A 24,540-nucleotide genomic window follows, 5' to 3' on the forward strand; every position below is an offset into this window, starting at 1 on the left:
TCCGGTCATCGGTTCAATCACCGATCTCCACGCCGCCTCAGGTCGCCTGCGGGTTGCCGAGCCAGGTGAGGATCTGGGGGAAGTGATCCTCCTGGGCCTGGGGAGCGGTCAGCATGTTGATGTGGTCATAATCGAGCCGATTGCCGTTGTCCCGCCCGAGCCGGGTATGGCGGGTCGCCGAGCCCATCTCGCCGCTGAACCGGCGCACGTCGATGGGGTGACCCAGCACCTTGTCGGCTCTGGCCGAGATCATCCAGAGGGGCGGCCAGGCCACCCGGCCTGCCGCCTCCCCATAGGCAAAGCCATCATGGGGATCCTGCCAGGGGCCGCACTTCACCCAGGGGATGGTCTCCTGCAGGTAGCGCAGGGGTTCGTCGTCCGCCCCCATTTTCAGTTTGCGCGCCGCCAGGAAGCCGCTGTTGCGGGCCAACCAGGGCGCGAGCCGATTCCAGATGAGATCGACCTTCAGCCAGCGCTCCGGATTCTGCACCGAGACGCCGCGCTTGGTGCCGAAGAACACCATGCTGGCGATGCCATCCGCCATCTCGGGAAAGCGAGCCAGGGTCGAGGCCATGATGACGCCGCCCCAGGAGTGCGCCATCCAGTGCACCCTGGCATCGGGATGGCGCGCGGCCACCCAGCGCTGCAGGGCGGGGATATCCTCGGTGATGAGCTCATGTTGGCCGTGGCCGGCCCGTTCGGCAATGGCAGGAGTGCTCAGGCCCCGGCCCCGCAGGTCCGCCACATAGACCTGATAGCCATGGCGAGCCAGGTAGCAGGCCAGCCCCTTGCCCGATTCGGTATAGAAGATGCGGCCATTCTCGATGGCCCCATGGACCATCAGGATGGGGTCGGCGTGGACCGCCACACCGGGGTGAATATGGCGGACATGCAGTCGATGCTCGCCGCAGGGGATAAACAGGGATTGTTGCAACAGTTCCATCTTGATTTCCGGTCCTCCTGACCGATGTCAACACCAGCGCAAATCGCGGCAGACCAGTGCCCCGAGCAGGCAGATGACCCCTTCAAGGTCGTGGTAGTTGAGGGTGGCCGCCGCCTGCGCCCGTACCAGGGGCTTGGCATGAATGGCGATGCCGAGTCCCGCCACGCCCATCATCTTGAGATCGTTGGCTCCGTCCCCCACCGCCACCGTCTGGGAGGGGGGGATAGCATAGTCTGCCGCCAGTCGTTCCAACACCTCGGCCTTGACGGCGGCATCGACGATGCGACCGCTCACCTGGCCGCTCAGACGATCACCGTCCAGGGCCAGCTCGTTGGCGAAGATGGCATCCAGTCCCAGCGCCCGCTGCAGCTCACCGGCGAAGCGGGTGAAACCGCCGGAGGCGATCGCCACCTTCCAGCCAGCATCCTTCAGGGTATCGACCATCAGCCGCAATCCCGGCATCCAGGGCATGTTCCCCGCGACGTCATCGAGAATGGTGACCGGCGCGCCCGCCAGCAGGGCGACCCGGTTGCGCAGGCTGTCCGCGAACTCCAGCTTGCCCTGCATGGCTGCCGCCGTCACGGCGGCCACCTGCTCCCCCACCCCGGCCAGGCGAGCTATCTCGTCGATGCATTCGATCTGGATGGCGGTGGAGTCCATGTCCATCACCAGCAGACCGGGTTCACGCAGGCTGGGCAGAGCGGCGAGATGACAGAGATCGAGATCCCAGGTCTCGGCCTTGATCCCCTGCACCAACGCGGGGGAAAAGTGACTGGTGCCGAGCAGCAAGAGCGGGATCCCCGCCGGCTCTCCCGGCGGGTAGAGACTGGCAGACACCCCATGATGAGTCAGCAGGTCGGCCAGCCGCGCGAGATGGTTGGCCCCCAGCCCCTTGCCGAACAGCACAAGCCAGGCGGCATCCAGCGGCTCATCGACGGGGAGCAAGGCTTCGGAAGTCAGCAGCCAGTGGGGCGCGGAGCACAGGGCCAAAGGCCAGTCAGAGAGAGCCGGGGGGAGTTGGGACAACAACATAAGAGAGACGCCTTCCTTGGGGGTTCAACATGCTGGCCCAGAGTAGCGTATTGCTTTTTGTACAGGCAAGCGCCAAGATCCCGCCATGGATCCGCCCGGGTGAACAGTGCCTGGCAGGGTTCCCAGGCGGTGTGCCAGCAGCATGCCGCGGCTTTCCGGCATCACCCATCGCAAGAGGTTCGGGCTTTGCGTCATCTTCCCATCAAACGTGTCATCAGTCTGGCGGCCGGCACCCTGCTCGGCCTCTGGGTGCTGGGGCTGCTCATTCACATGCAGGGAGAGAGCCAGGCCGCCCTGCACAGCGAAGCCCGTGACCGCGCCCAGGCCCTGGTCTCCTACGCTGCCCGCGACATGGGCCGCTGGATCAAGGAGGACAAGGAGAGCGAGCTGGAACGTTTGGCGCAAGATCTGGCTTCCGAGCCGGAGATCCTGGATGTCACCCTCTACGACTCCCGTGGCATCCCCCTGGCCCAGTCGGATCAGGCCGTGCCGCTGGAGAATCTGCTGCCCATCGGTGCCGACAACAAGTCCCTGCCGGAACAAGGCAAGGGGCGTATCCAGTTCGTGCAGGAAGTGCAGGATGGCAATCTGACCCTGGGCTACCTGAGGATCACCCTGGAGGAGCAGAAGCTGCTGGCCAAGCAGGATACCCACCTCAAGGTGAATCAGGAGAAACAGCGGCTGATGCTGCTGGTGATGCTGCTGGCCGGCCTGCTCATCTCCTACGGCGTGCGCCGCAACTACATGCGGGTACGCAAGCACAAAAAGCAGAGCAAACCCGCCGCCCCCCAGTAAATGGGGTAGATCGCTCCCGCCACCTTGTATATAACTCTGACAGGATGACTGGCAGGAGAGCCACATGATTGCCCCCCCCCTGCCCCTGGACGAGCACAGCCGGTTGGAACGACTGCAGATGCTCGGCCTGCTCGATCGGGAGCCCATCGACCAGCTGGATCTTCTCACCCGGCTCATCACCCGACACTTCTCGCAGCCCATCGCCATGGTCTCCCTGACCGACGTGAACCGGCAGTGGTTTCTCGCCCGTACCGGCCTGGAACTGTACGAGATCAGCCGGGAACACTCCTTCTGCGGCCACGCCATCCTCCAGCCCGACATCATGCAGGTACCGGATGCCCGCCTCGATCCCCGTTTTGCCGACAACCCGCTGGTGACGGGAGAGCCCCGGGTCGTGTTCTATGCCGGCCGCCCCCTGCGCGCCCTCGATGGCGTGGTGCTCGGCACGCTCTGCCTGGTGGGTACTGAAGCCCATCACCTCGATGAGGAGGCGTGTCGCGATCTCGACGACTTCGGTCGCCTGGTGGAAAACACCCTGCACGATCTGGAGCGACGCCATCAGGTGCGCAGCCTGAACCAGGTATTGGAGGACAAGGAGCACCTCTTCACCCTCACCTTCAACCAGTCGTCGATCGGCATGGCTCTCTCCACCCTCGATGGCAAGTGGATGCGGGCCAACCCGGGACTGGAGCGACTGCTCGACTACAGTGAACGGGAGATGCTGGGGCGCACCTGGCACACCATGACCCACCCCGAGGATCTGCCGCAGGAACGATCCCTGCTCAACGCGCTGCTAGCAGGGGAGATCCGGGACTACCGGCTGGAGAAGCGGATGATCCGGGCCGACGGCAACCTGTGCTGGGTACAGCTCAGCGTGACCCTGTGCCAGGGCCGCACCATGGAGCCTCACATGATCGCCGTGTTCGCCGACCTGACCGAGCGCAAGCAGGCCGAGGCCGACCTGCTGCGACTGCAGCTTGGGCTCGAGCAACAGGTGCGCGAACGCACCCGCGAGCTGTCAAACACCGTCGAGCAACTGCATCTCGAGATGCAGGAGCGCGGCGCCGTGCAACAGCGTCTATGGCAGGAGCAGCGCCGCCTGCAGTACATGCTGGAGCACACCAGCAACGCCTTCCTGGAACTCGACGAGTCCCTCGTCATCACCGGCTGGAATCCGGCCTCCACGACCCTGCTAGGCTGGCGAGCGGAAGAGATGCTGGGACAACGCCTGCCTCGCTTGCTTGGAGAGGGGCATCCCCTTATCCCCCTGCTGGAGACCCCGCAGAGCCCGCCACGGCGTCTGGAGTGTGAGCTCGGGACCCGTTCCGGCCAGCAGATCCCGGTCGAGGTGATCGCCGAGCGTTACCAGTTCGACGGCAAGGTGCGCCTCGCCCTGTTCCTGCATGACATCACGACCCGTCAACAGGCGTTGGCCGAGATAGAGCGCGGCCGGGCCCGACTGCGCTCCATCACTGACGGCCTGCCGGTGATCATCAGCATGATCTCTCCCGAGGGGCGCTACCTGTTTGCCAACCAGACCTATTGTCATTACTTCGGGCTTCGTGCCGATGCCGTGCGAGAGCTCAGCGTACGAGAGGTCATTGGCGAGGAGGCCCATGACATGGCCATGGCCCAGGTGGCAAGAGCCCTGGCGGGTGAACAGATTAGTTACGAGCACAGACTCGACCTGCCCATCGGCACCCGCGATCTCAGGATCACCATGATCCCGAGCCGGGGGGATGAGCCCGGGGTCTATATCCTCGGCAGTGACATCACCGAATTCAAGGCACTGCAAAACCAGCTGGAACATGAGGCGGCTCACGACCCGCTCACGGCCCTGCCCAACCGGCGCGCCTTCACCCTGCGTCTCTCCCGGGAGCTGGAGCGGGTCCATCGGAACGGCGAACCCCTGGGCCTGCTGTTCCTCGATCTCGACGGCTTCAAGGGGATCAATGACAGACTGGGGCATCACGTCGGCGACGCCTTGCTGCAGCGCTTCGCCGCCGTGCTGATCGCCGAGGTGCGTCCGGGGGACATGGTGGCTCGCCTAGCCGGCGACGAGTTCACCATCATATTGCCAGCCTTGCGCCAGCCTGAGCAGGAGCTGCCCGCCCTGTGCGAGCGACTGCTGGCGGCCATGGCCCTGCCCGCCGATGTGGCCGGTCATCTGCTGCCTCTCGCCGGCAGCATAGGGGGAGCCCTCTGCCACTCGGGGCAATATTGCCACATCGACGATCTGCTGCACCGGGCCGATGCCGCCATGTACAGAGCCAAGCAGGCTGGCAAGGGAGGCTTCTACCTCGATCTCGACACGGCATAAGAGGCTGTCAGGCCTCAAAGCAACGGGGAGGCCTGATGCCTCCCCGTTTCTTGTTTCACCACGTTTCCCGCAGGTTGCGCTGATCGGACCGTTCAACGGCCCCCACCCCCGCAGGCGTTCAATCCGAAACGATCTCCCAGGAGCCATCAGGCTTCTGGCAAGCGGTACCGAAGGCATCCTCCTTCTTGCCCCCCACCGTGATGGTCTGCTGGAATTCGCGGCAGTAACGGCCACTGCTGCTGGTCCCTTCCCGCACCGCAGTCACCGAGCCGGAGGCGTCGCCATCGCTCCAGGTGACGGGATCATTCAGGGGCGCGGTGGTCGCCTTGACCTGGGCCGCCTCGTGCTCCCGCTGCTGCTCCTCATTGATGTTGTCGAGGATCTTCAGGGTAATGGCGGTGAAGGCCAGCCACTTCCAGGCATCGTTGTCGTCGTAATAACTGCCATAGCCTCCATACCAGTGACCATAGGGGCGAACCACCACCACGTCGTGATAGACACGGCGCCGGTTCGGCGGCACGACGATGTTGTTGTGGCGATTGTCGATGACCACGTTGTTGCCCCTGATGTCACGACTGTTGTCGATATGGCGGTTGTCCAGCTGACGGTTGCCCTCGACATGACGATCCTGTACCTGACGCGGGTTGACATGAACCGGCCGGGTCGCCTTGTCCCGCGCCCTCACATTGCCCCACCCCTCGTTGAACTTCACCGACTCCCGATTGGCCTGACGGGGCACGGCCCTGTGCTGCACCGCGTGGGGTTGGGATACCCGCTGCGGCGCTGGCCTGTGCTGGGGAGCCCGGTGCTGACCCCTGCCCTCCAGCGCCAGCACCTCCTGCCAGAGCGTCGGGGCTATCAACGTCATGGCAAGCAGCAACGGGGTCAGGATATATATTCGTTTCATGGTGTTAGCCTCGTGAGGAGTTGCCCGAAAGTATAGACAGCGCAACTCGCCAGCTGAGTTTTCCACCCCGATGAGGCATAAAAAAACGGCGACCCCGAGGTCGCCGTTCTTGCGTGGAGCCGAGGCTTGGGATCAGTCGCCCAGCAGCACGGAGTCCAGCGCCACTTCGATCATGTCGTTGAAGGTCAGCTGACGCTCTTCGGAGGTAGTCTGCTCACCGGTACGGATGTGATCGGAAACGGTGCAGATGGTCAGGGCCTTGGCACCGTATTCAGCGGCTACGCCGTAGATACCGGCCGCTTCCATCTCGACACCCAGGATGCCGTATTTTTCCATGACGTCGAACATGGAGGGATCCGGGGTGTAGAACAGGTCGGCGGAGAAGATGTTGCCAACGCGCACGGCAACGCCCTTGTTCTTGGCAGCTTGCACGGCATTGGCCACCAGATCGAAATCGGCGATGGCGGCGAAGTCGTGATCCTTGAAGCGCAGACGGTTGACCTTGGAGTCGGTGCAGGCACCCATGCCGATCACCACGTCACGCAGTTTCACGTCTTCACGGACGGCGCCGCAGGAACCCACACGGATCAGGGTCTTCACACCGTAGTCGGTGATCAGCTCCTTGGCGTAGATGGAGCAGGACGGGATGCCCATGCCGTGGCCCATGACGGAGATGCGACGGCCCTTGTAGGTGCCGGTGAAGCCGAGCATGCTGCGCACGTCGCACACCTGCTCCACGTTCTCCAGGAAGGTCTCGGCGATGTACTTGGCGCGCAGGGGGTCGCCCGGCATCAGTACGGTGTCAGCAAAGGCGCCATCTTTCGCATTGATATGAGGAGTTGCCATTCTCTTAATTCCTTCACACTAGGTTGAGTTTTATTGTCTTTATTGGGTTGCCCGCCACCTCGCGGCAGCGGGCGGGTAACTTACAGGACGCGGGTGCGGCAGTGCAACCCGGGCAGCGGTGCATGCATCAGGCACACACTGGCTGCATCATCACAGGAAGCTGGTGCCGTATTGCAGCTTCGGCAGGCCGTGGTAGGCGGCGATGCTCTGGCCGATGTCGGCGAAGGTCTCGCGACGACCGAGGGAGCCCGCCTTGACCGGCTTGCCGTAGAACAGCACGGGGATGTACTCACGGGTATGGTCGGTACCGCTCCAGGTCGGATCGCAACCGTGGTCGGCCGTCAGCACCACCACATCGCCATCCTGCAGGATCTCGAACAGCTCCGGCAGGCGGGAGTCGAAATACTCCAGCGCATCGGCGTAACCCTTGACGTCACGACGGTGACCGTAGGAGGAGTCGAAGTCCACGAAGTTGGTGAAGACGATGGTGTTGTCACCGGCGGCCTTCACCTCTTCCAGAGTGCGATCCCACAGTTCGGTCAGGCCCGTGCCTTTCACCTGCTTGGTGATGCCTTGCTGGGCATAGATGTCGGCGATCTTGCCGATGGAAACCACCTGGCCACCCGCATCCTTCATGAAGTCCAGCACGGTCGGTGCCGGCGGCAGCACAGAGTAGTCGTGACGGTTGCCGGTGCGCTTGAAGTTGCCCTTGCCGGTACCCACGAACGGACGGGCGATGACGCGACCGATGTTGTAGGGCTCCAGCAGCTCGCGCACGATGTGGCACAATTCGTAGAGCTTCTCGAGGCCGTAGGTCTCTTCATGGCAGGCGATCTGGAACACGGAGTCGGCGGAGGTGTAGAGGATCGGCTTGCCGGTACGCATGTGCTCTTCACCCAAGTCATCGAGCACCTGGGTACCGGAGGCGTGGCAGTTGCCGAGGTAACCCGGCAGGCCGGCCTTCTCGACGATGGCATCCAGCAGCTCCTGCGGGAAGCTGTTGTGGTGATCGTGGAAGTAGCCCCAGTCGAACAGCACGGGCACGCCGGCGATCTCCCAGTGACCGGACGGCGTGTCCTTGCCGGAGGAGAGCTCCTGGGCGAAGCCGTAGGCTCCGACCACTTCGATGTCCTTCTTCAGGCCCGCCGGGAAGACGCCGGAGGCGAGCTCCCCGGCGTGACCCAGACCCAGCTTGTTCAGGTTCGGCAGGTTGAGCGGGCCACGGCCCTCGAACTCACCGGCTGCGCAGGCCTTGGCGATATGGCCAAGGGTGTTGGCGCCCACATCTCCGAACTTCTCGGCGTCGGCGGCAGCGCCAATACCGAAAGAGTCCATCATCAGAATAAAGGTACGTTTCATGGGACTTCCCCTTGTTACAAATCAGCCAGACCGATGCGACGATAGACCTCGGGCAGTGCCTCTGGTCGGGTGTCACCGATCCTGACAGCCGCCTGCACCATGCCGGCAGCTTGAGCAAATTGCTCTTCGGTTTGAGCGTGGATCAGCGCGAGCGGCTTGTCAGCATCGACGCTCTGACCCAGGCGGATAAAGTCGGTCAGACCGACCGCATAATCGAGTTTGTCACCGGCGGCGCGGCGACCACCCCCCATGGCGACCACGGCCAGACCCAGCTCACGGGTATCCATGGCGGTCACGAAACCAGCCTTGGGCGCGAACACGGGACGCACGATGGCAGCCTTCGGCAGATGGTTGTCGTAGCGTTCCATGAAATCGCTCGGGCCACCGAGGCCGGTCACCATGCGACCGAAGATCTCTGCCGCCTTGCCGTTGTCCAGCACGGCCTGCAGTTTGGCGCGGGCATCGTGCTCGTCGCTGGCAAGACGGGCGGAGATCAGCATCTCGGCACACAGGGCCATGGTCACTTCGTGGATGCGCGGGTTGCGGTATTCACCGGTCAGGTAGCGCACCGCTTCGCGCACTTCCACCGCATTGCCGGCGCTGGAAGCCAGCACCTGGTTCATGTCGGTCAGGAGCGCAGAGGTACGGCAGCCAGCACCGTTGGCGACGGCGACGATGCTCTTGGCCAGCTCTTCGGAGGCTTCGAAGGTCGGCATAAAGGCGCCGGACCCCACTTTCACGTCCATCACCAGGGCTTCGAGCCCGGAGGCGAGCTTCTTGGAGAGGATGGAGCCGGTGATCATGGCGATGGATTCGACGGTGGCGGTAATGTCACGCACCGCGTAGATGCGTTTGTCCGCCGGGGCGAGATCGCCGGTCTGGCCGATGATGGCCACACCCGCTTCTTTCACCACCTTCAAGAAGCGATCGTTGTCGACCGAAGTCTGGTAGCCGGGGATGGCATCCAGCTTGTCCAGGGTGCCGCCGGTATGACCGAGGCCACGGCCGGAGATCATGGGCACGAAGCCACCGCAGGCGGCGACCATGGGGCCCAGCATCAGGGAGACCACATCACCCACCCCACCGGTGGAGTGCTTGTCGACGATGGGACCGCCGAGGTTCAGATGATCCCAGGAGAGCACCATGCCGGAGTCGCGCATGGCACAGGTCAGGGCCACCCGCTCATCCATGGTCATGTCCTTGAAGTAGACCGCCATGGCGAGTGCCGCGATCTGGCCTTCACCGATGGTGTTGTTGGTAATGCCCTGAACGAAGAATTGAATCTCTTGGGTACTGAGCGCTTCACCGTTGCGCTTCTTGCGAATAATTTCTTGAGGCAAAAACATCTTTCATTCCCTCCGTGCACCGTGCACGAACACAGACCAAACAGGATCCAGATAGAGGGCGGCGTACCGCCCTCTGCCGCGACTCAGTAACCGCTGGTGTTGGCCGGCTTGTCGCCGTGACCCAGGGTCGCCAGCAGGCTGGCCAGCAGGCTGGATGCGCCGAAACGGAAGGTGCGGGGGGAGACCCAGTCCTTGCCCAGGATCTCTTCGGCCATGGCCAGGTACTGACCCGCCACGGCGGCATCCTTCACGCCACCCGCCGGCTTGAAGCCCACTTTCGGGTTCTTGGCCTTGATCACTTCCATCATGATGCGCGCCGCTTCCGGGGTCGCGTTCACCGGCACCTTGCCGGTGGAGGTCTTGATGAAGTCGGCACCGGCGTCGATGCAGATCTCGGAAGCGCGACGGATCAGCGCCTCTTCCTTCAGCTCACCGGTCTCGATGATCACCTTCAGCAGGGCTTGCGTGCCACAGGCTTCCTTACAAGCTTTGACCAGATCGAAGCCAACCTGTTCATTGCCCGCCATGAAGGCGCGGTACGGGAAGACCACATCCACCTCGTCGGCGCCGTAGGCGACGGCGGCACGAGTCTCGGCCACGGCGATCTCGATGTCGTCGTTGCCGTGGGGGAAGTTGGTCACGGTGGCGATGCGCACGTCGGCGGCACCGATCTCACGCAGGGTCTTGCGTGCGATGGGGATGAAACGGGGATAGATGCAGACGGCGGCGGTGAGGCCGGCCGGAGACTTGGCCTTGCGGCACAGATCGATCACCTTCTGATCGGTGTCGTCATCGTTCAGGGTGGTCAGGTCCATCAGGTTCAGGGCACGTTGGGCGGCCAGTTTCAGATCGGTCATGCTATGTCTCCAAAGTCTCGATGATTCCCAATACCAGCGATCAGCATCCGCCGAACCAAAGGGATCGGCAAGTGAAGATCCCGGGTAAACGGGATATGGAATTACAGCGCAAATGCACAGGCAATACGGCTGCAAATAAGGCAAGAGCCCTGTCACTTTCTTACAAAAGTGCGGACTTGGTTCCATGAAGACTTGAGAAAGGCCGACAACCGCTGACCCGGATTCCCAATCAATTCCATTTGACCGCCAACACCCGACTTGAGCGGGTATTAGTCAATGCCAGCACCCTGCTGGCATCGCCTATTTCAGCCGAGATACCCCGTGTTTGCAAGCCGGATTTGCCAATTTCAGAGGTACCTCACATCTGGCAAAACCGGGTCTGGAAAATGCTTAAGAGAAGAATTTTGTCAGGATCCAGGAGTAGGCAATCCCCCCCAGATAGACCCCGACTATGCCCATCACCCCGGACAGAACCGGTGGTGCCGGGATCGGCAATTTGAGGAAAGAAAACAACACTCCGACGAGAAAGCCGGCTGCCATCGCCAGTAGTACTTCATTCATATAACCTCCGATTTGACTCATTTTTTTATTAGTTTAAGCAGGAAAACGGTTGTCACCGCCCCAAACGCGAACGCCACAGCTTTTCGCTGTGGCGTTCGTCTTTACCCGTGTGTCAGGCAAACATTACATGGCGGTCAGTGCCAGGAAGAAGCCTGCGATGGTGGCAGACATCAGGTTGGACAGAGAGCCGGCCAGTACGGCCTTCAGACCGAACTTGGCGATGGTGCCGCGACGGTTCGGTGCCATGGAGCCCAGACCACCCAGCAGGATGGCGACGGAGGACAGGTTGGCGAAGCCGCACAGGGCGAAGGAGATGATGGCCTTGGTGTGGTCAGACATGGCCACGCCGTTGATCAGCATCTCATCCTTCAGATACGGAGCGAAGTTCAGGTAGGCAACAAACTCGTTCACCACCAGCTTCTGACCGATGAAGGAACCGGCAACGACGGCTTCGTTCCAGGGCACCCCGATCAGGAAGGCCAGCGGGGAGAACAGCCAGCCCAGCAGCAGTTCCAGAGACAGTTCAGGCATGCCAAACCAGCCACCCACACCGGAGAAAATGCCGTTGATCATGGCGATGAGGCCGATGAAGGCCAGCAGCATGGCGCCCACGTTCAGGGCCAGTTGCAGACCGGCGGAAGCACCCGCAGCGGCCGCATCGATCACGTTGGCCGGCTTGTCATCCAGATCGCCATCGGCGGCGTTCTCGTCGTAGTTGGGGGTTTCGGTTTCCGGCACGATCAACTTGGCGAACAGCAGACCACCCGGTGCAGCCATGAAGGAGGCGGCGATCAGGTATTCCATCTTGACGCCCATGGAGGCGTAACCGGCCAGCACGGAGCCGGCAACGGAGGCCAGGCCACCACACATGACGGCGAACAGTTCGGAGTCGGTCATCTTGGAGATGAAGGGACGTACCACCAGCGGGGCTTCAGTCTGGCCCACGAAGATGTTGGCAGTCGCCGACAGGGACTCGGTACGGGAGGTGCCCAGCACCTTCTGCAGACCACCACCCAGCAGCTTGATCACCCACTGCATGATGCCGAGGTAGTAGAGAACCGCGATCAGGGAGGAGAAGAAGATGATGACCGGCAGTACCCGGAAGGCGAAGATGAAGCCGCCGCCACCGAACACTTCAAACATCTTGTTGCTGACCAGGCCACCGAACAGGAATTCGATGCCGTTCTGGCCATAGCCGATGACGCTGGAGACGGCATCGGAAACGCCGACCAGGATGTCACGGCCCACCGGGACGTAGAGTACGAATGCACCCAGGCCAGCCTGAATGGCAAAAGCACCCGCCACGGTACGAACTTTGATTGCCTTGCGATTGCTGGAGAACAGCACCGCGATAAGGATGAGCGTCGCCATCCCCACCAGACCCATAATCAGATTCATTATTAACACTTCCTCTTAAGTAGCACCTTCCAGCTTGTTAACGTTTTGTGTCTTGCAGCCGTTAATCAAGGGTGCGCATTATACTAATTACAGTGCGACAAAGTAGAATGCTGGTCACATTTTATAAGCCCGAAACGGGCTGGACATTGTTTAATTAGACCGCAAACGATTTTTATGGGTCCTATTTTTTATCACGGCGCTATCAATAGTTAATCAAGTGTTAAATGCCATGTCCAGCCGTGGAAAAGCCTGCTGAGTGGATTCACGTAACACCGAGGCAACATCCGCCAGCGGTTGTTGCCGCAATTGCGCCAGCATCTGGATGATGGTCAGCAGGCTGGCAGGGGTATTTGGCCCCGCTTGCTGCCCTTGCAGCGGCATGTCTGGGGCATCAGTCTCCAGCAACAACGCCTCCAGCGGCATCTCCCGCACCGCCTCCCGGGTCTTGTTGGCCCGCTCATAGCTGATGACTCCCCCGATCCCCAACCTGAAGCCGAGCCGCCAGAAGACTTCCGCCTGCTGCAAGGAGCCGCCGAAGGCGTGGATCACCCCGCCTCTGGCCGGTTTAAGGCGTCTGAGAATCTTGGCAACGCTATCGTTCGCCCGCACCGAATGGACGATGAGCGGCAGATCGAACTCCATGGCCAGCTTCACCTGTGCCTCGAACGACTCGACCTGCCCCGCCTGCGGCACCTGGCTGCGCAGATCCAGTCCACACTCGCCGACGGCCACCAGGCCGCGAGGCTGGCTCGCCAGCAGGGCACGCAACCGAGTCAGCGCTCCCTCGCGCTGCGTCCCCACATGCCAGGGATGGATCCCGAGGCCATAGGCCATACCGGCATGCTGGTCAGCCAATGCCATCACCCTGCCCCAGTTTTCCTCCCCCACGGCGGGGATGATATACTCGCCCACCCCCAGTTGGCGCCATGCGGCCAGCTGCACCTCCCGCGTCTCGTCGAAGACCGGAAAATCGAGGTGGCAATGGGTGTCGATCAGTTGCATGTCACGCCTACCTGTTTGTCGTATTTAATGGGTTCATTCAATGTCAAAACGCGCTTCCCAAGGCTTCACCCTGATAGAACTGGTGCTGGTCATCATAGTGTTGGGGATCCTGGCGGTCACTGCCCTGCCCCGCTTCATCAATGTGCAGGATGATGCGCTCAAGAGCAGCGTGGCGGCAACCGCAGGCGGTTTCTCCAGCGCCGTACAACTGGCCCACGCGGGCTGGGCCGTCAAGGTGAAAGGAGAGCCGCTGGCACTCTATAACTTTAGCGGCATGGGCAAGCAGGATCTCGACATCAACAGCCTGGGTTGGCCGGTGGGCACCAAGGAAGATCAGGGAGGCCAGGGGCCGGATACCATCTTCCCGGGGGGAGAGAGCGATCAGATCTCCGTCAGCAGCCGGGACGACTGCGAGAGCCTGTTCGGGGGTCTGCTCGATACCGGCCAGACTGCTGAAGATGAGCTCCACACCGACTCGGCCAGCGACTATATCTCCCGGCTCATCCCCGCCGACAACCAGAGCGTCGGCAGCCTGCGCCACGACAACTGCCGCTATACTCTGCGGGATTCCATCGGCCGCTTCCCCGCCCATCCGGACGGGCTAGCGTTTGACTACAACAGCATCACCGGCGCCGTGACTCGCAACTTTCAGTGAGGGATGAGGGGGCCTCCGCCGTGGCAGCCTCCCGAGGCTCCTCCCCTTCCCGGCGTACCGGCACGCAGCAGCGCCGGTTCTCGGGAGTGAGTCCCCACTCCTGGCACCAGGCATCGTAACGGGCCAACCAGCGTAACAAGATACCCTTCATCAACGTTCTCCTCTTCTTATCGGACCAGTCGATACGCTGCCCCATTGCGGCTTGCCCATCCAGCACCATCGGGCCAACGGCGTCATGGGGCACTGGACGGCAACAGCAGGCTCATGCTGATCTCGTCGACATAACCCTCGTCCAGTCGATACGCCTGCCGCCGCCCCCCCTCATCCATGAAACCGCACTTGCGGTAGAGAGAGTGGGCCACCTCGTTATGGGCCATGACCCCCAATTCCAGCCGGCTGACCCCAAGGTCGCTGGCGGCTGCAATGAGGGTGCGCAGCAAGCGCTCTCCCCAACCCTGGCCACGCGCACCAGATCGCAACCCCATCACCACCAGTGCACAGTGACGATTGCGCTGCAGGTTCCCTCCCAGCAGGACGGCAAAGCCCTGGACCTCACCGGCCAGCTCCAGCAGCCACATGCGCTGATTGGGGCTGGCTGCCATGGTCGCCAGACGCTGGCGCTGTCCCTCGATATCCGAGGGCCGCTCCCCCGCCTCATAGAGCATGAAGCGGGTCTCCCCGTCCAGTTGCCGGAAGAAGCGATCCAGTGCGGCGACATCTTCCACTCCTGCCAGACGAACGCTCATCCCTGCTTGCTCCTTCCCTGCTACCTTGTCGCGGTCATAAAAAAACGACTCCATTAGGAGTCGTTTTTATCAGGGCTATCTGGCTAATTCAATTCACGCCTTGGCAGGCAGGCTCAGGCGAGCCACAGCTTCGACATGCATGGAGTGGGGGAACATGTCCACCGGCTGCACCTCGTCCAGCACGAAGCCCTGTTTGACCAGCCAGGCCAGATCCCGGGCCAGGGTCTGCGGGTTGCAGGAGACATAGACCAGCCGGCGCGGCGCCATGGCGACCAGGGTCTGCAGCACCGCCTTGTCGCAGCCTTTACGGGGCGGATCCATCACCACCACGTCGGCGCTCACCCCCTGGGTGTGCAGCTCGGGCATCAGTTGCTCGGCTTTGCCCACGTGGAACTCGGTATGCTCGATGCCGTTCAGGGCCGCGTTGCGGCGGGCGTCGTTGATGGCGCTCTCCACCGACTCGATCCCCACCACCCGGGCCGCCTTGTTCGCCAGGAACAGGGAGATGGTGCCGATGCCGCAGTAGATGTCGAACACCGTCTCGCTACCGGTCAGCTCGCAGTACTCCAGAGCCTTGGAGTAGAGCACGTCGGTCTGGCTCGGGTTGTTCTGGAAGAAGGAGAGAGGCGAGATCTCGAACGCGAGTTCGTGGATCTGGTCGCGGATCACCCCTTCCCCCAGCAGCACCCGGTTGCGATCCCCGAGGATACGGTTGGTCCGCTCATCGTTGATGTTCTGCACCAGGGTGGTAATGGGCAGATCGCTCAGGGCGGCCAGCAGCTCGGCTTCAAACGGCAGGGTCTCCCCCAGAGTGACCAGTACCACCATCAGCTCGCCGCTCTTGAAGCCCTTGCGGGTCATCAGGTTGCGCACGCAGCCGCTGTGGTTCACCTCGTCATAAGCCTGGATCTCGTGCTCGCGCATCCAGTGGCGCAGGCGGGCGTTGAGTTCCACGTGCAAGGCGTCCTGCACCGCGCAGTCGTCGGCGGTGATGAGATCATGGGAGTGCTTGCGATAGAAGCCAAGCTCGGCGCCAGCCTCTGTGCCGCGCACCGCATACTGCGCCTTGTTGCGATAGGCAAACGGGCTGTCCATGCCGAGGATGGGGTTGACCCGGGTCACCAGTCCGGCCTGTGCCAGCGCACTCTCCACCAAGGATTGCTTGAGAGTGAGCTGCGCCGGATAGGCAAGGGGGCGCACCTGGCAGCCACCGCATTCGGTGTTGGGGCAGAAATCCGGTACCCGATCGACGGACGGCTGGGTCAGTGCCACCAGCTTGCCGTGCAGATAGTTGGGTTTGACTTCGGAAAGCTCCACCAACGCCTGCTCACCGGGCAGCAACCCTTCGACAAACAGGGGGCGATCGAACAGGCGTCCCTTGCCATCCCCTTTGTCGGTCAGTTCCAGAATATCGATCTGATGTTGGTGTCCCACTAACGGCATGAGCGGCTCCGAAGGCATGAATAAAGAAGGATGAAAGCAGGGCAAGCCCGGCTACCCCGAATAAAGGGTGGCAGAGTTTAGCGGAGATCCACACAAAATGCAGGCATAAAAACACGCCGACTCGCAGACGACCTCACTACGGGCACAGGGAAGGGCAAGCCGCTCAGACCTGCTTGGGGAAGATAGGATGGAACCTTATCGAGGCGACGGCCCGACCCAGCAGCCAGACAATAAAAAAGCCGCCGGACAGAGCCCGGCGGCAAACTTCTCAATGGGAACTTCTATTACAAACTGTACGCTTTCTCGCCATGGCTGGTCACATCCAGCCCTTCGCGCTCGGCGTCTTCCTTCACTCGCAGACCCACCAGCAGGTCCACCAGCTTGTAGGCCACGACAGAGACCACGGCGGTCCAGGCGACCGTCACCAGCACCCCGATGACCTGCACCTTGACCTGCGCCAGGATGGAGTAGCCTTCGGCGACCTGGTTGGTCACATAGTCCCACACCCCGGTACCGCCCAGATCCGGGCTGGCAAACACCCCGGTCAGCACCGCACCCAGGATCCCGCACACCCCGTGCAGGCCGAACACATCCAGGCTGTCATCGGCCCCCAGCAGACGCTTGAGACCGTGTACGCCCCACAGACCGGCGACCCCGCTCAGCAGGCCGATGATGAGGCCACCACCGACACCGACGAAACCGGCCGCCGGGGTGATGGCGACCAGACCGGCCACCGCACCCGATACCGCCCCCAGCAGGGAGGGACGACCCTTCATCAGCCATTCGGCGAAGGTCCAGGAAAGAGCCGCCGCCGCCGGCGCCACCCAGGTATTGATCAGGGCCAGGGCAGCCGTGCCGCTCGCTTCCAGCGCAGAGCCCGCGTTGAAGCCGAACCAGCCGAACCAGAGCAGGGCGGCACCTATCATGGTCATGGTCAGGCTGTGAGGCGTCATGGGATCACGGCCGTAGCCCACCCGCTTGCCCGCCATGAAGGCCCCCACCAGACCGGCCACCGCCGCGTTGATGTGCACCACGGTACCGCCGGCAAAGTCGAGGGCGCCATGCTGGAACAGATAACCGGCAGTGGCACCGGCCGCTTCGGCCGCGGCGGCATCGGTATAGGCATCGGGACCGGCCCAGTACCACACCATGTGCGCCATCGGGATGTAGGCGAAGGTGAACCAGATCACCGCGAACAGCAGCACCGCCGAGAACTTCATCCGCTCGGCAAAGCCACCGACGATGAGGCCGCAGGTGATGGCCGCGAAGGCCCCCTGGAACACCACGAAGATGAACTCGCTGATCCCCACGCCCTTGCTGAAGGTGGCACCGATGGAATCAGGGGTGATCCCCATCAGCAGCACCTTGTCGAAGGAGCCGTAGAAGGCGCCCCCTTCGGTGAAGGCCAGGGAGTAGCCATAGACCACCCAGAGCACGGTGATGAGGCAGAACAGGGTGAACACCTGCATCAGCACGCTCAGCATATTCTTGGCGCGCACCAGGCCACCGTAGAACAGGGCAAGCCCGGGGATCGACATCAGGATCACCAGGGCCGCGGCCACCATCAGCCAGGTATTGTCTCCCTTGTTGATGGTGACGGTCGCCGCCTGCACGGCCACTTCTTCGGCCCAACCTGGGGTGGCCATGGTGGCGCCCAGCGCCAGCAGGCCAGTCATTACGAGTCTCTTGAACATACAGCCCTCTCCTTGTCGTCCCGGCACCTGGCCGGGTCCATGTCCTGATATGAATGTCACACTCGGCTATTTACTCACATCGTCAAACCGGTATTGCCCCTCTGCCGATCCCGTCGGGATCATCATGGCGACATGAATCTTTTAAAGCATAAAGCAGGCCAAAAAATATAATTCATATATTTCAATGCGTTGAGGTGACTGGCGATGCGCAATGCACCATGATGGCGCAGCCTGACCATCAAGGAGAAGGAGATCGCACTCCTGCTGTGCAGCCGCCGCAGGTCGCACCAAGATGGGACGGGATGTCAGCGCCTAACCGCAGGCGCGCCGTTCTATCTGGGCCGGGGCATTGGAGCATCGAGGCATCAGGCATCGAGGCGCTGGGACGTCCTCCACCCCGGCTGACACGCCACATGCCGCGCGATGCCCGCGCAAACAGGGTGACCGAATGTGGCGGGGAGATAGAAGAGATCAGCCCCCACCAGCGCCACCAGCGCCACCAGTGGCGACGCCATATCGCCATATGAAGAGAGATAAAGAAGAAAAGCCGCCTCAGGCCGCCGACCCATCGCCGGGCAATGCCTCCCGGCCCCGGGCAAGAGCCGTGATGCTGGGGAACCCGCCGCCTGGTGGCATTTATAAAATAAATGGATTGCCTGTTTTCATTAACGAATCGAATGATGTGATGGCCCGGATCCGGGGCATGGCGGCCATACAGGACGTGAACTTGGCTGCGAGGAGAGGATCCCGGCATTCGATCCGGAGGTCGGTGGCGATGCCGTGCGACCCGGGCATGGCGATCGCGCTCTGCCCAGACGGGTGACCCCGGCAGTCAGGGCTGGCGAGCCCCGGATATTCCGGGTGATACTGGCTGCACGTTACCACGCGACCCCGCATCACTCGCTCCATCACCGCCAGAGGGCCTCATGAGCAACCTTAACATCACCGAAATCAAGGCCTTCGTGCCTGCCCGCGACTTCGCCCTGTCCAAACAGTTCTATCAGGATCTCGGCTTCACCCTGGCCTCGGATGGCGGCGGGGTCGCCTATTTCCATTTCGGGGAGGTGAGCTTCCTGCTGCAGGATCATTGCCACGAGCAGCTGGCCGAGCATTTCATGATGCACATCCTGGTGGAAGATGTGGCGGCCTGGTGGGCCCACGTCAATGCCAGCGGGGTCGCCGCCCGCTACGGCGTCAGGGTCACCGAGATCGTCACCCAGCCCTGGCGAATGCAGGATTTCTGTCTGTATGACCCGTCCGGCGTGCTGTGGCGCATCGCCCAGAACATCGACTGAAGCCTCTGCAAACCCAGAAAAACAAAAGGCCATCCGTGAGGATGGCCTTTTGTCATGAATCTGTATGGTGCCGGGGTCTCTATCGAATTGTGAATTTATTAGTATGATTTTAAAGGAAAAATCTGGATGTGGATTTTACTTATACCCCCAAAAACACCCCCACATCAGTGGCAGTGGTTGCTGCCTCCTCGAATCAGTGCGGGATATCTCAGGGGCAAGCCCCTTCCCTGTCCCGGGGAAATTACCCCTATACAGGGTGCGGTGAGGGGCCGGGCCATCCAGGTAAACGCCCCCTAGATTTGGTCACCGGCGTACCGGTCTGCCCTGCCGAAATGTCGGGTCAGATCATCGGCAACACCAAGAGCCTCTGGGTAGAGGTCAGTTCCCTATATGCCCACCCTTCACTGGTTTCATACTCACGGTGTTCTACTTCGCGCCGATGTATTTCGTTTTGCGCAGAACTGCGCAATTGCGCAATCTCTAAGCCTTCCACCTTCTCTCCAAGCCTTGTCACACCAGGATCCTCTCATACTGAACCACCCGTTGCATTTCGTTTTTGCGCAGTTTCAGTGCGCAATTTGCACAATCTGCCATCGGTCTCAACTCGGGGCGTGGGCAACCCATGCAATTTAGATTTGATGCTATGACCTATAATCATTTCAACTATTCTTGTAGTATTGAACTATGTAATGGTTTGAGGGCCACACGATGAACAAAGATGCTGCTACAAAAGTATTTGAATCCCTTTCATCAGGAGTCCGATTGGATGCCTGGCGTTTACTGGTAAAGGCTGGGCCTGATGGAATGGTAGCTGGAGAGTTAGCCAACAACTTGGGTCTTGCAGCCAATACCCTGTCATTTCATCTCAAAGCGATGATGTATGCCGGCCTGTTGTCAGTGACACAGGAAGGTAGATTCTTGCGTTATCGCGCCAACATTTCCCTGATGGTTGAGCTTATTGGCTATCTCACTGAGGAATGCTGTGCAGGCCACCCGGAAGCCTGTGGCATTGGCTGTATCAACCCCTCTACTCAGCTTGAGCAGTCCTGTTGCGCCAAGGCATAACCCTTTTCACCACACGTGTTTATCACCGGAGTTCAAATGTCTGCTGTATGTGATGCGAAGGCCACGCCGGCCATCGGCTTTTTCGAGCGTTATCTGACCGCCTGGGTGGCGATCTGTATCTTGGTGGGGATCGGGCTCGGCCAGGGGTTACCTGAATTGTTCAAGGCTATCGGTGCCATGGAAGTGGCCAAGGTCAACTTGCCGGTAGGACTGCTGATTTGGGTAATGATCATCCCCATGCTGCTCAAGATAGATTTCGGAGCGCTCCATCAGGTGAGGGAGCATATGAAGGGGATCGGAGTCACTCTTTTCATCAACTGGCTGGTCAAACCCTTCTCCATGGCCTTCTTGGGTTGGTTGTTTATCCGGGGTCTGTTTGCCGACTGGTTGCCTGCCGATCAGCTCGATAGCTATATAGCGGGCCTCATCCTGCTGGCCGCCGCCCCCTGTACTGCTATGGTGTTTGTCTGGAGCCGCCTCACCAACGGTGATCCCTATTTCACCCTCTCCCAGGTAGCGGTGAACGACCTCATTATGGTCTTTGCCTTTGCCCCGTTGGTGGCACTGTTGCTCGGTGTTTCTAGCATTGTGGTGCCTTGGGATACCCTGCTGACCTCTGTGGTGCTCTACATCGTCATCCCGGTCATCATCGCCCAGGTGCTGCGCAACGCCCTGCTGCGCAGAGGTCAGGCAAGCTTCGATAACGCCATGGCACGTATTCAGCCTTGGTCAGTGGCCGCCTTGCTGGTCACCCTGGTGTTGCTGTTCGCCTTCCAGGGTAATGCCATCATAGAGCAGCCGCTGGTGATCGCCTTACTGGCAGTGCCTATCCTGATCCAGGTGCTGTTCAACTCGGGGCTCGCTTATTGGTTAAACCGCAAGGTGGGGGAGAAGCACTCGGTCGCCTGCCCCTCCGCCCTGATCGGAGCCTCCAATTTCTTCGAGCTGGCGGTGGCTGCCGCCATCAGCCTGTTCGGCTTCCACTCCGGCGCGGCGCTGGCCACCGTCGTTGGGGTGCTGATCGAGGTGCCCGTCATGCTGTTGGTGGTGCGTATCGTTAACGCCAGCAAGCCCTGGTATGAAGCTGGCATCCGCTCATAGCCCGTTTTGTCCACTTGAGTCACGAGAGAACCGTAATGAGTGCAATCACCATCTATCACAACCCGGATTGCGGTACGTCACGCAATACTCTGGCGCTGATCCGCAATGCGGGTATCGAGCCCACCGTTATCCACTATCTGGAGACCCCGCCTTCACGGAGTGAACTGGTAGCCTTGATCGCCGCCATGGGGATGCCGGTACGCGAACTGCTGCGCATGAACGTGCCACCTTATGAGGCGCTGGGGCTGGCCGAGGGCCACTTCAGCGATGACGAGTTGATCGACGCCATGCTGGCCCATCCCATCCTCATCAACCGCCCCATCGTCGTGAGCCCGCTCGGTACCAGGCTCTGCCGGCCGTCAGAAATGGTGCTGGATATCCTGCCGACTCCGCAGCAAGGGGCGTTCACCAAGGAAGATGGTGAGCGGGTTATCGATGTAAGTGGAAAGCGTCTCAAATGATGGCGCTAACATCGAAGTGGGATTTAAAGAAAACATGGAGTGATTAGGGATAGACAGCATATGGCGTGGTATTCCCGACCATGTCAGGGATACCACGCCACAGCCGATTCAGAGAGCCACCTGGTGAGCACAGCTAATGGCCAGGGAATGGCGCCGCATGAACAGAGCCCACCAGGTGGTAGCAGGGAGCATATCTGATTCGGCAGACAATACCCTCATATTGCTAATCTTTGGGTTGTAAGAATAGCAAAGCGAATGGCTGAGAGTTCATATTGTGAGCTCGTTCTAGTTCATGAGGTAACCGGTTAAATTGATGGCTCCTTGCTCCAGTAGTGACGGTAATAGCCGATTAGGTTGCTGACGAGAAACAACCCTTCCATCAGTGCTGCCACAGGAGAGCCAATCAGAAAGTTGTTAACTAGCCAGCAAAGCGTGCCGAGCAGCATCCAGTGTCTTAATTGGCGATCACTTGGGCAAAAGGCTGCTCGGGTTTGCAGCATGCTGGCAAGCAGTCCGAGTAGATCCAGCGGTCCCCTATAGGTATTCATCACAACCGCGCAAGACAATCCCATGAAGCTCCACATCATATCGCGGTGTATCACGTACATACTGGCTAGGAAGCGTAGGCTCGCCAGCCCCAGTAGGCTGGCTGCCGACCACTGCCCGAGCAGCGCGAAATGACCCGCATTGAAGGCACAGGATGCTGCTAAGCAGGCCAGGATCCCTTTGCGCCTTTTCAGCTGGAATGACAGTAAGTCCAGTATCAAGGCCAGGCTCACCACCAGCTGGGACCACATAAACAACGACATTAACCAATACTCCATCCCTTTGAGAGGAAGCAGCATGGAGGGAGTTTGTTGCCACGACATTAACCCCTGTTAATGCGCCGGCGGATCCGTGACAAGCTGACCGGGCTTATTCCTATGTAGTTGGCGAGCTGAACCTGGCTGAGCCGTTCGGGCCAATGGGGGAAAATGCGGCACAGTTCGAGGTAGCGCTGCTCAGGGGAATGCAGTAGTAGGAAGGCTTCCTTACGTTCCTTGTAGCCCAGTTGCTGGCGTAATAGTGCCAGGCAGACGGGTTGCCAAGTGGGCTCACCCAGCAGGGCGAGGGGTAACCGCACCACCTGCAATGTGGTCAGCGCCTCCAGCTGGTAACCGGCGGGCTCTCCGTTCAGCCAGCTGTCATAAAGTAGGCAGAGCTCACCCTCGAAATAGAACTCCTTGCAGCGTTCCTGCCCATCCTGGCTGTAGTGACAAGCCCGGGCCATACCACGCTCGATGTAAAACGCGGCTTCTTGGTTGGTCCCTTGGGGCTGTAGTATCTGACCAGCAGCTAGGGTTAGCCTTGGCAGACGTTGGCACTGCACTTCGATTACTGACTGCTCTAACCCCATTGCGGTGAGAAAGTCGGTTAGAGATTGGGCCGTGTAGAGGGCGGTCATGAGCGATTTCCGTATACAGGGCAGTAATAGTTAAAATCATCTCATAGAATCAGCCAGATTTGGTTGATCTTGGACTCATTAAGAATACGAATAGAAACTCCTTGGGACGACATGGAACCCAGGCATCACTAGTCCACACTAGCTGACGAGGTTTTCCAAGATCCGGTCCGCCTCTGGCATATCTTGGCGCTCGCTGATCATCAGGTAGCGGAGGGTGTCCTTGGCTTCTTCCCGGGTCCGCGGCCGTAGCTCTGCCAACAAGCCGAAGATGAACCAGTCTCGGGCAGACGACTCCATGCGGTGCTCGTAATCTCCACTGGTATCACAGGCTTTTCGCAAGTAGTGAAGGTCATTCCAGTAGGCCAGCTCGTGAAGGCAGTCGCTCAGGGTGTGTGGCATCAGTTCGGGTAGCGCCTTGAACCGATCGGCCACCTGTTCCGGCGGGTAGTCCCATTTCACTCGCTCAACTGTTCGCAGGCTCTCCAGGCAAAATACCTCCGCCGGTGTGTCATCCCACAGTTCATCCCCGAAGCGCCCGACCGCCTCGGCTTCCTTGGCTCGTCGTTCGATGGCACGCTCTGCCAGGCCATCCAGGTTGGCAAAGCCGATGCTGCCAAGTCCCGCCATGATATGCCCGGCGCTGGCCACCAGCCACTTACCGTAACGTGTCTCCAGCTCCTCGAGTGGGGTGGTTATCCGCCCTGCAGCTTCCTTGGCTTGTTCAATACGGCCCGGGTCACCAGTCTCTATCACCTGGCGTAACCAGAGCAGGGCATCGATTTCCTTGTCTCCTGTCACCACCAGCTGGGGTGGCAACTCTGGAACTGTCGGCAAGGTCTCCCTGCTGCTTTGCCGTGGAGGCAAGGTGAACATGGCCCGGTGCCTTGGATTATCGGCAAACAGCCCCGACCGGCTGATGATGGACTTCACGGTACCCAATGGCAGGCCGGCTATCTCGGCAACCTCACTCAGTGAATGACGGCGGCGCAGTTCGAGCACCAGCTCTCGTTGTTTGTTGGTCAATCTCAAGGCAACCCCCCTGTTGCAGTAAAAGTGTGATCTCGATCGGCCGTCTGCACTCTATATATGAAAAAAACGGTGGCTACAGTGGCTACGCGGCTACAACTCCCTTCTAGGCCGCGCCATTGCTGGGTTTGTCGTGTAGCCACTACCCAAAAAGGTGGTGGCTACAGGTGGCTACACACCTCTTACTCGGTGGCTACAGCCCCCTTTTGTAGCCACTGTAGCCAATGTGTAGCCACTAAAAATC

At 60.7% G+C, this 24,540-nt stretch carries 24 protein-coding genes; 7 read left to right on the forward strand and 17 right to left on the reverse strand.

What is annotated here, in order from left to right; all coding sequences use genetic code 11:
- Window positions 1–37: 37 nt before the first annotated feature.
- Together ACW5W7_RS09465 and serB are read right to left on the reverse strand one after the other, a co-directional pair.
- On the reverse strand, window positions 38–943 hold the full coding sequence (locus ACW5W7_RS09465) for an alpha/beta fold hydrolase (protein WP_434664329.1): 906 nt from the start codon (window positions 941–943) through the stop codon (window positions 38–40).
- 27 nt (window positions 944–970) lie between these two features.
- Complete coding sequence (gene serB / locus ACW5W7_RS09470; RefSeq protein ID WP_456501526.1) at window positions 971–1,975, reverse strand: phosphoserine phosphatase SerB; 1,005 nt, start codon at window positions 1,973–1,975, stop codon at window positions 971–973.
- A gap of 186 nt (window positions 1,976–2,161) precedes the next feature.
- On the opposite strand from serB, the gene ACW5W7_RS09475 reads away from it, so the two are divergent.
- Window positions 2,162–2,770 carry an AhpA/YtjB family protein gene (locus tag ACW5W7_RS09475; protein WP_349919742.1) on the forward strand — a complete coding sequence of 203 codons (609 nt, stop codon included), beginning with the start codon at window positions 2,162–2,164 and terminating at the stop codon, window positions 2,768–2,770.
- Window positions 2,771–2,834: 64 nt separating this feature from the next.
- Window positions 2,835–5,090, forward strand: a complete 2,256-nt coding sequence (locus ACW5W7_RS09480; protein ID WP_456501527.1) for a PAS domain S-box protein — start codon at window positions 2,835–2,837, stop codon at window positions 5,088–5,090.
- A 118-nt stretch (window positions 5,091–5,208) separates the two neighbouring features.
- Here ACW5W7_RS09480 and ACW5W7_RS09485 read toward each other — a convergent pair whose 3' ends face one another.
- The 8 genes from ACW5W7_RS09485 to ACW5W7_RS09520 form a co-directional block, all read right to left on the reverse strand.
- Window positions 5,209–5,997 carry an RT0821/Lpp0805 family surface protein gene (locus ACW5W7_RS09485; RefSeq protein WP_456501528.1) on the reverse strand — a complete coding sequence of 263 codons (789 nt, stop codon included), beginning with the start codon at window positions 5,995–5,997 and terminating at the stop codon, window positions 5,209–5,211.
- Between the two features lie 132 nt (window positions 5,998–6,129).
- On the reverse strand, window positions 6,130–6,843 hold the full coding sequence (gene deoD / locus ACW5W7_RS09490; RefSeq protein ID WP_100858606.1) for a purine-nucleoside phosphorylase: 714 nt from the start codon (window positions 6,841–6,843) through the stop codon (window positions 6,130–6,132).
- A 150-nt stretch (window positions 6,844–6,993) separates the two neighbouring features.
- Window positions 6,994–8,202 carry a phosphopentomutase gene (locus ACW5W7_RS09495; RefSeq protein ID WP_349919746.1) on the reverse strand — a complete coding sequence of 403 codons (1,209 nt, stop codon included), beginning with the start codon at window positions 8,200–8,202 and terminating at the stop codon, window positions 6,994–6,996.
- Window positions 8,203–8,216: 14 nt separating this feature from the next.
- A complete protein-coding gene (deoA, locus tag ACW5W7_RS09500; RefSeq protein ID WP_456501529.1) occupies window positions 8,217–9,548 on the reverse strand; it encodes a thymidine phosphorylase in 1,332 nt (443 codons plus the stop codon).
- Between the two features lie 83 nt (window positions 9,549–9,631).
- A complete protein-coding gene (deoC, locus tag ACW5W7_RS09505) occupies window positions 9,632–10,405 on the reverse strand; it encodes a deoxyribose-phosphate aldolase (RefSeq protein WP_349919749.1) in 774 nt (257 codons plus the stop codon).
- Window positions 10,406–10,795: 390 nt separating this feature from the next.
- Window positions 10,796–10,966, reverse strand: coding sequence for a XapX domain-containing protein (locus ACW5W7_RS09510; RefSeq protein ID WP_349919750.1), 171 nt, complete (start codon window positions 10,964–10,966; stop codon window positions 10,796–10,798).
- Window positions 10,967–11,089: 123 nt separating this feature from the next.
- Window positions 11,090–12,364 (reverse strand): NupC/NupG family nucleoside CNT transporter, encoded by a 1,275-nt coding sequence (locus ACW5W7_RS09515; RefSeq protein ID WP_349919752.1) that lies wholly within the window; start codon window positions 12,362–12,364, stop codon window positions 11,090–11,092.
- A 213-nt stretch (window positions 12,365–12,577) separates the two neighbouring features.
- Window positions 12,578–13,366, reverse strand: a complete 789-nt coding sequence (locus ACW5W7_RS09520; RefSeq protein ID WP_456501530.1) for a TatD family hydrolase — start codon at window positions 13,364–13,366, stop codon at window positions 12,578–12,580.
- Window positions 13,367–13,406: 40 nt separating this feature from the next.
- Here ACW5W7_RS09520 and tppF point away from each other — a divergent pair, with 40 nt between their 5' ends.
- On the forward strand, window positions 13,407–14,021 hold the full coding sequence (tppF, locus tag ACW5W7_RS09525) for a type IVa pilus pseudopilin TppF (protein ID WP_456501531.1): 615 nt from the start codon (window positions 13,407–13,409) through the stop codon (window positions 14,019–14,021).
- On the opposite strand, the gene ACW5W7_RS09530 is transcribed toward tppF, so the two are convergent.
- The 4 genes from ACW5W7_RS09530 to amt form a co-directional block, all read right to left on the reverse strand.
- The gene (locus ACW5W7_RS09530) at window positions 13,990–14,172 is read right to left on the reverse strand and encodes a hypothetical protein (protein WP_456501532.1); all 183 of its coding nucleotides are present in this window, start codon (window positions 14,170–14,172) and stop codon (window positions 13,990–13,992) included. The genes tppF and ACW5W7_RS09530 overlap by 32 nt on opposite strands.
- A gap of 82 nt (window positions 14,173–14,254) precedes the next feature.
- Entirely contained in the window at window positions 14,255–14,767 is a 513-nt protein-coding gene (locus ACW5W7_RS09535; RefSeq protein ID WP_456501533.1) for an N-acetyltransferase family protein, read from the reverse strand.
- 93 nt (window positions 14,768–14,860) lie between these two features.
- Entirely contained in the window at window positions 14,861–16,210 is a 1,350-nt protein-coding gene (gene rlmD / locus ACW5W7_RS09540; RefSeq protein ID WP_456501534.1) for a 23S rRNA (uracil(1939)-C(5))-methyltransferase RlmD, read from the reverse strand.
- 284 nt (window positions 16,211–16,494) lie between these two features.
- A complete protein-coding gene (gene amt / locus ACW5W7_RS09545; RefSeq protein ID WP_349919761.1) occupies window positions 16,495–17,904 on the reverse strand; it encodes an ammonium transporter in 1,410 nt (469 codons plus the stop codon).
- Window positions 17,905–18,830: 926 nt separating this feature from the next.
- Here amt and ACW5W7_RS09550 point away from each other — a divergent pair.
- From ACW5W7_RS09550 to arsC, 4 genes are all read left to right on the forward strand, one after another.
- A complete protein-coding gene (locus tag ACW5W7_RS09550; RefSeq protein ID WP_456501535.1) occupies window positions 18,831–19,199 on the forward strand; it encodes a VOC family protein in 369 nt (122 codons plus the stop codon).
- A gap of 708 nt (window positions 19,200–19,907) precedes the next feature.
- Window positions 19,908–20,264, forward strand: coding sequence for an ArsR/SmtB family transcription factor (locus ACW5W7_RS09555; RefSeq protein ID WP_456501536.1), 357 nt, complete (start codon window positions 19,908–19,910; stop codon window positions 20,262–20,264).
- A 36-nt stretch (window positions 20,265–20,300) separates the two neighbouring features.
- A complete protein-coding gene (arsB, locus tag ACW5W7_RS09560; RefSeq protein WP_456501537.1) occupies window positions 20,301–21,365 on the forward strand; it encodes an ACR3 family arsenite efflux transporter in 1,065 nt (354 codons plus the stop codon).
- Between the two features lie 35 nt (window positions 21,366–21,400).
- Entirely contained in the window at window positions 21,401–21,826 is a 426-nt protein-coding gene (gene arsC / locus ACW5W7_RS09565; protein ID WP_456501538.1) for a glutaredoxin-dependent arsenate reductase, read from the forward strand.
- A gap of 305 nt (window positions 21,827–22,131) precedes the next feature.
- Here the strand turns inward: arsC and ACW5W7_RS09570 are convergent, their stop codons facing one another.
- The 3 genes from ACW5W7_RS09570 to ACW5W7_RS09580 all read right to left on the reverse strand — a co-directional run bounded on the left by ACW5W7_RS09570 (window position 22,132) and on the right by ACW5W7_RS09580 (window position 24,299).
- Entirely contained in the window at window positions 22,132–22,635 is a 504-nt protein-coding gene (locus ACW5W7_RS09570) for a YgjV family protein (RefSeq protein WP_456501627.1), read from the reverse strand.
- A 59-nt stretch (window positions 22,636–22,694) separates the two neighbouring features.
- Window positions 22,695–23,270 (reverse strand): Crp/Fnr family transcriptional regulator, encoded by a 576-nt coding sequence (locus ACW5W7_RS09575; RefSeq protein ID WP_456501539.1) that lies wholly within the window; start codon window positions 23,268–23,270, stop codon window positions 22,695–22,697.
- A gap of 138 nt (window positions 23,271–23,408) precedes the next feature.
- Window positions 23,409–24,299 carry a hypothetical protein gene (locus ACW5W7_RS09580; RefSeq protein ID WP_456501540.1) on the reverse strand — a complete coding sequence of 297 codons (891 nt, stop codon included), beginning with the start codon at window positions 24,297–24,299 and terminating at the stop codon, window positions 23,409–23,411.
- Between the last annotated feature and the right edge of the window lie 241 nt (window positions 24,300–24,540).

This window comes from Aeromonas intestinalis (genome assembly GCF_054052485.1).

Bases quoted from the DNA above. Each gene is read 5' to 3' on its own strand.
- ACW5W7_RS09510 (WP_349919750.1), bottom strand. From the start codon at position 10,966: ATGAATGAAGTACTACTGGCGATGGCAGCCGGCTTTCTCGTCGGAGTG.
- ACW5W7_RS09530 (WP_456501532.1), bottom strand. From the start codon at position 14,172: ATGAAGGGTATCTTGTTACGCTGGTTGGCCCGTTACGATGCCTGGTGC.
- deoA (WP_456501529.1), bottom strand. From the start codon at position 9,548: ATGTTTTTGCCTCAAGAAATTATTCGCAAGAAGCGCAACGGTGAAGCG.
- deoD (WP_100858606.1), bottom strand. From the start codon at position 6,843: ATGGCAACTCCTCATATCAATGCGAAAGATGGCGCCTTTGCTGACACC.
- ACW5W7_RS09555 (WP_456501536.1), top strand. From the start codon at position 19,908: ATGAACAAAGATGCTGCTACAAAAGTATTTGAATCCCTTTCATCAGGA.
- ACW5W7_RS09535 (WP_456501533.1), bottom strand. From the start codon at position 14,767: ATGAGCGTTCGTCTGGCAGGAGTGGAAGATGTCGCCGCACTGGATCGC.
- ACW5W7_RS09515 (WP_349919752.1), bottom strand. From the start codon at position 12,364: ATGAATCTGATTATGGGTCTGGTGGGGATGGCGACGCTCATCCTTATC.
- serB (WP_456501526.1), bottom strand. From the start codon at position 1,975: ATGTTGTTGTCCCAACTCCCCCCGGCTCTCTCTGACTGGCCTTTGGCC.
- ACW5W7_RS09575 (WP_456501539.1), bottom strand. From the start codon at position 23,270: ATGACCGCCCTCTACACGGCCCAATCTCTAACCGACTTTCTCACCGCA.
- ACW5W7_RS09495 (WP_349919746.1), bottom strand. From the start codon at position 8,202: ATGAAACGTACCTTTATTCTGATGATGGACTCTTTCGGTATTGGCGCT.
- ACW5W7_RS09485 (WP_456501528.1), bottom strand. From the start codon at position 5,997: ATGAAACGAATATATATCCTGACCCCGTTGCTGCTTGCCATGACGTTG.
- tppF (WP_456501531.1), top strand. From the start codon at position 13,407: ATGTCAAAACGCGCTTCCCAAGGCTTCACCCTGATAGAACTGGTGCTG.
- ACW5W7_RS09465 (WP_434664329.1), bottom strand. From the start codon at position 943: ATGGAACTGTTGCAACAATCCCTGTTTATCCCCTGCGGCGAGCATCGA.
- ACW5W7_RS09480 (WP_456501527.1), top strand. From the start codon at position 2,835: ATGATTGCCCCCCCCCTGCCCCTGGACGAGCACAGCCGGTTGGAACGA.
- rlmD (WP_456501534.1), bottom strand. From the start codon at position 16,210: ATGCCGTTAGTGGGACACCAACATCAGATCGATATTCTGGAACTGACC.
- arsC (WP_456501538.1), top strand. From the start codon at position 21,401: ATGAGTGCAATCACCATCTATCACAACCCGGATTGCGGTACGTCACGC.
- ACW5W7_RS09570 (WP_456501627.1), bottom strand. From the start codon at position 22,635: ATGTCGTTGTTTATGTGGTCCCAGCTGGTGGTGAGCCTGGCCTTGATA.
- arsB (WP_456501537.1), top strand. From the start codon at position 20,301: ATGTCTGCTGTATGTGATGCGAAGGCCACGCCGGCCATCGGCTTTTTC.
- amt (WP_349919761.1), bottom strand. From the start codon at position 17,904: ATGTTCAAGAGACTCGTAATGACTGGCCTGCTGGCGCTGGGCGCCACC.
- ACW5W7_RS09550 (WP_456501535.1), top strand. From the start codon at position 18,831: ATGAGCAACCTTAACATCACCGAAATCAAGGCCTTCGTGCCTGCCCGC.
- ACW5W7_RS09520 (WP_456501530.1), bottom strand. From the start codon at position 13,366: ATGCAACTGATCGACACCCATTGCCACCTCGATTTTCCGGTCTTCGAC.
- deoC (WP_349919749.1), bottom strand. From the start codon at position 10,405: ATGACCGATCTGAAACTGGCCGCCCAACGTGCCCTGAACCTGATGGAC.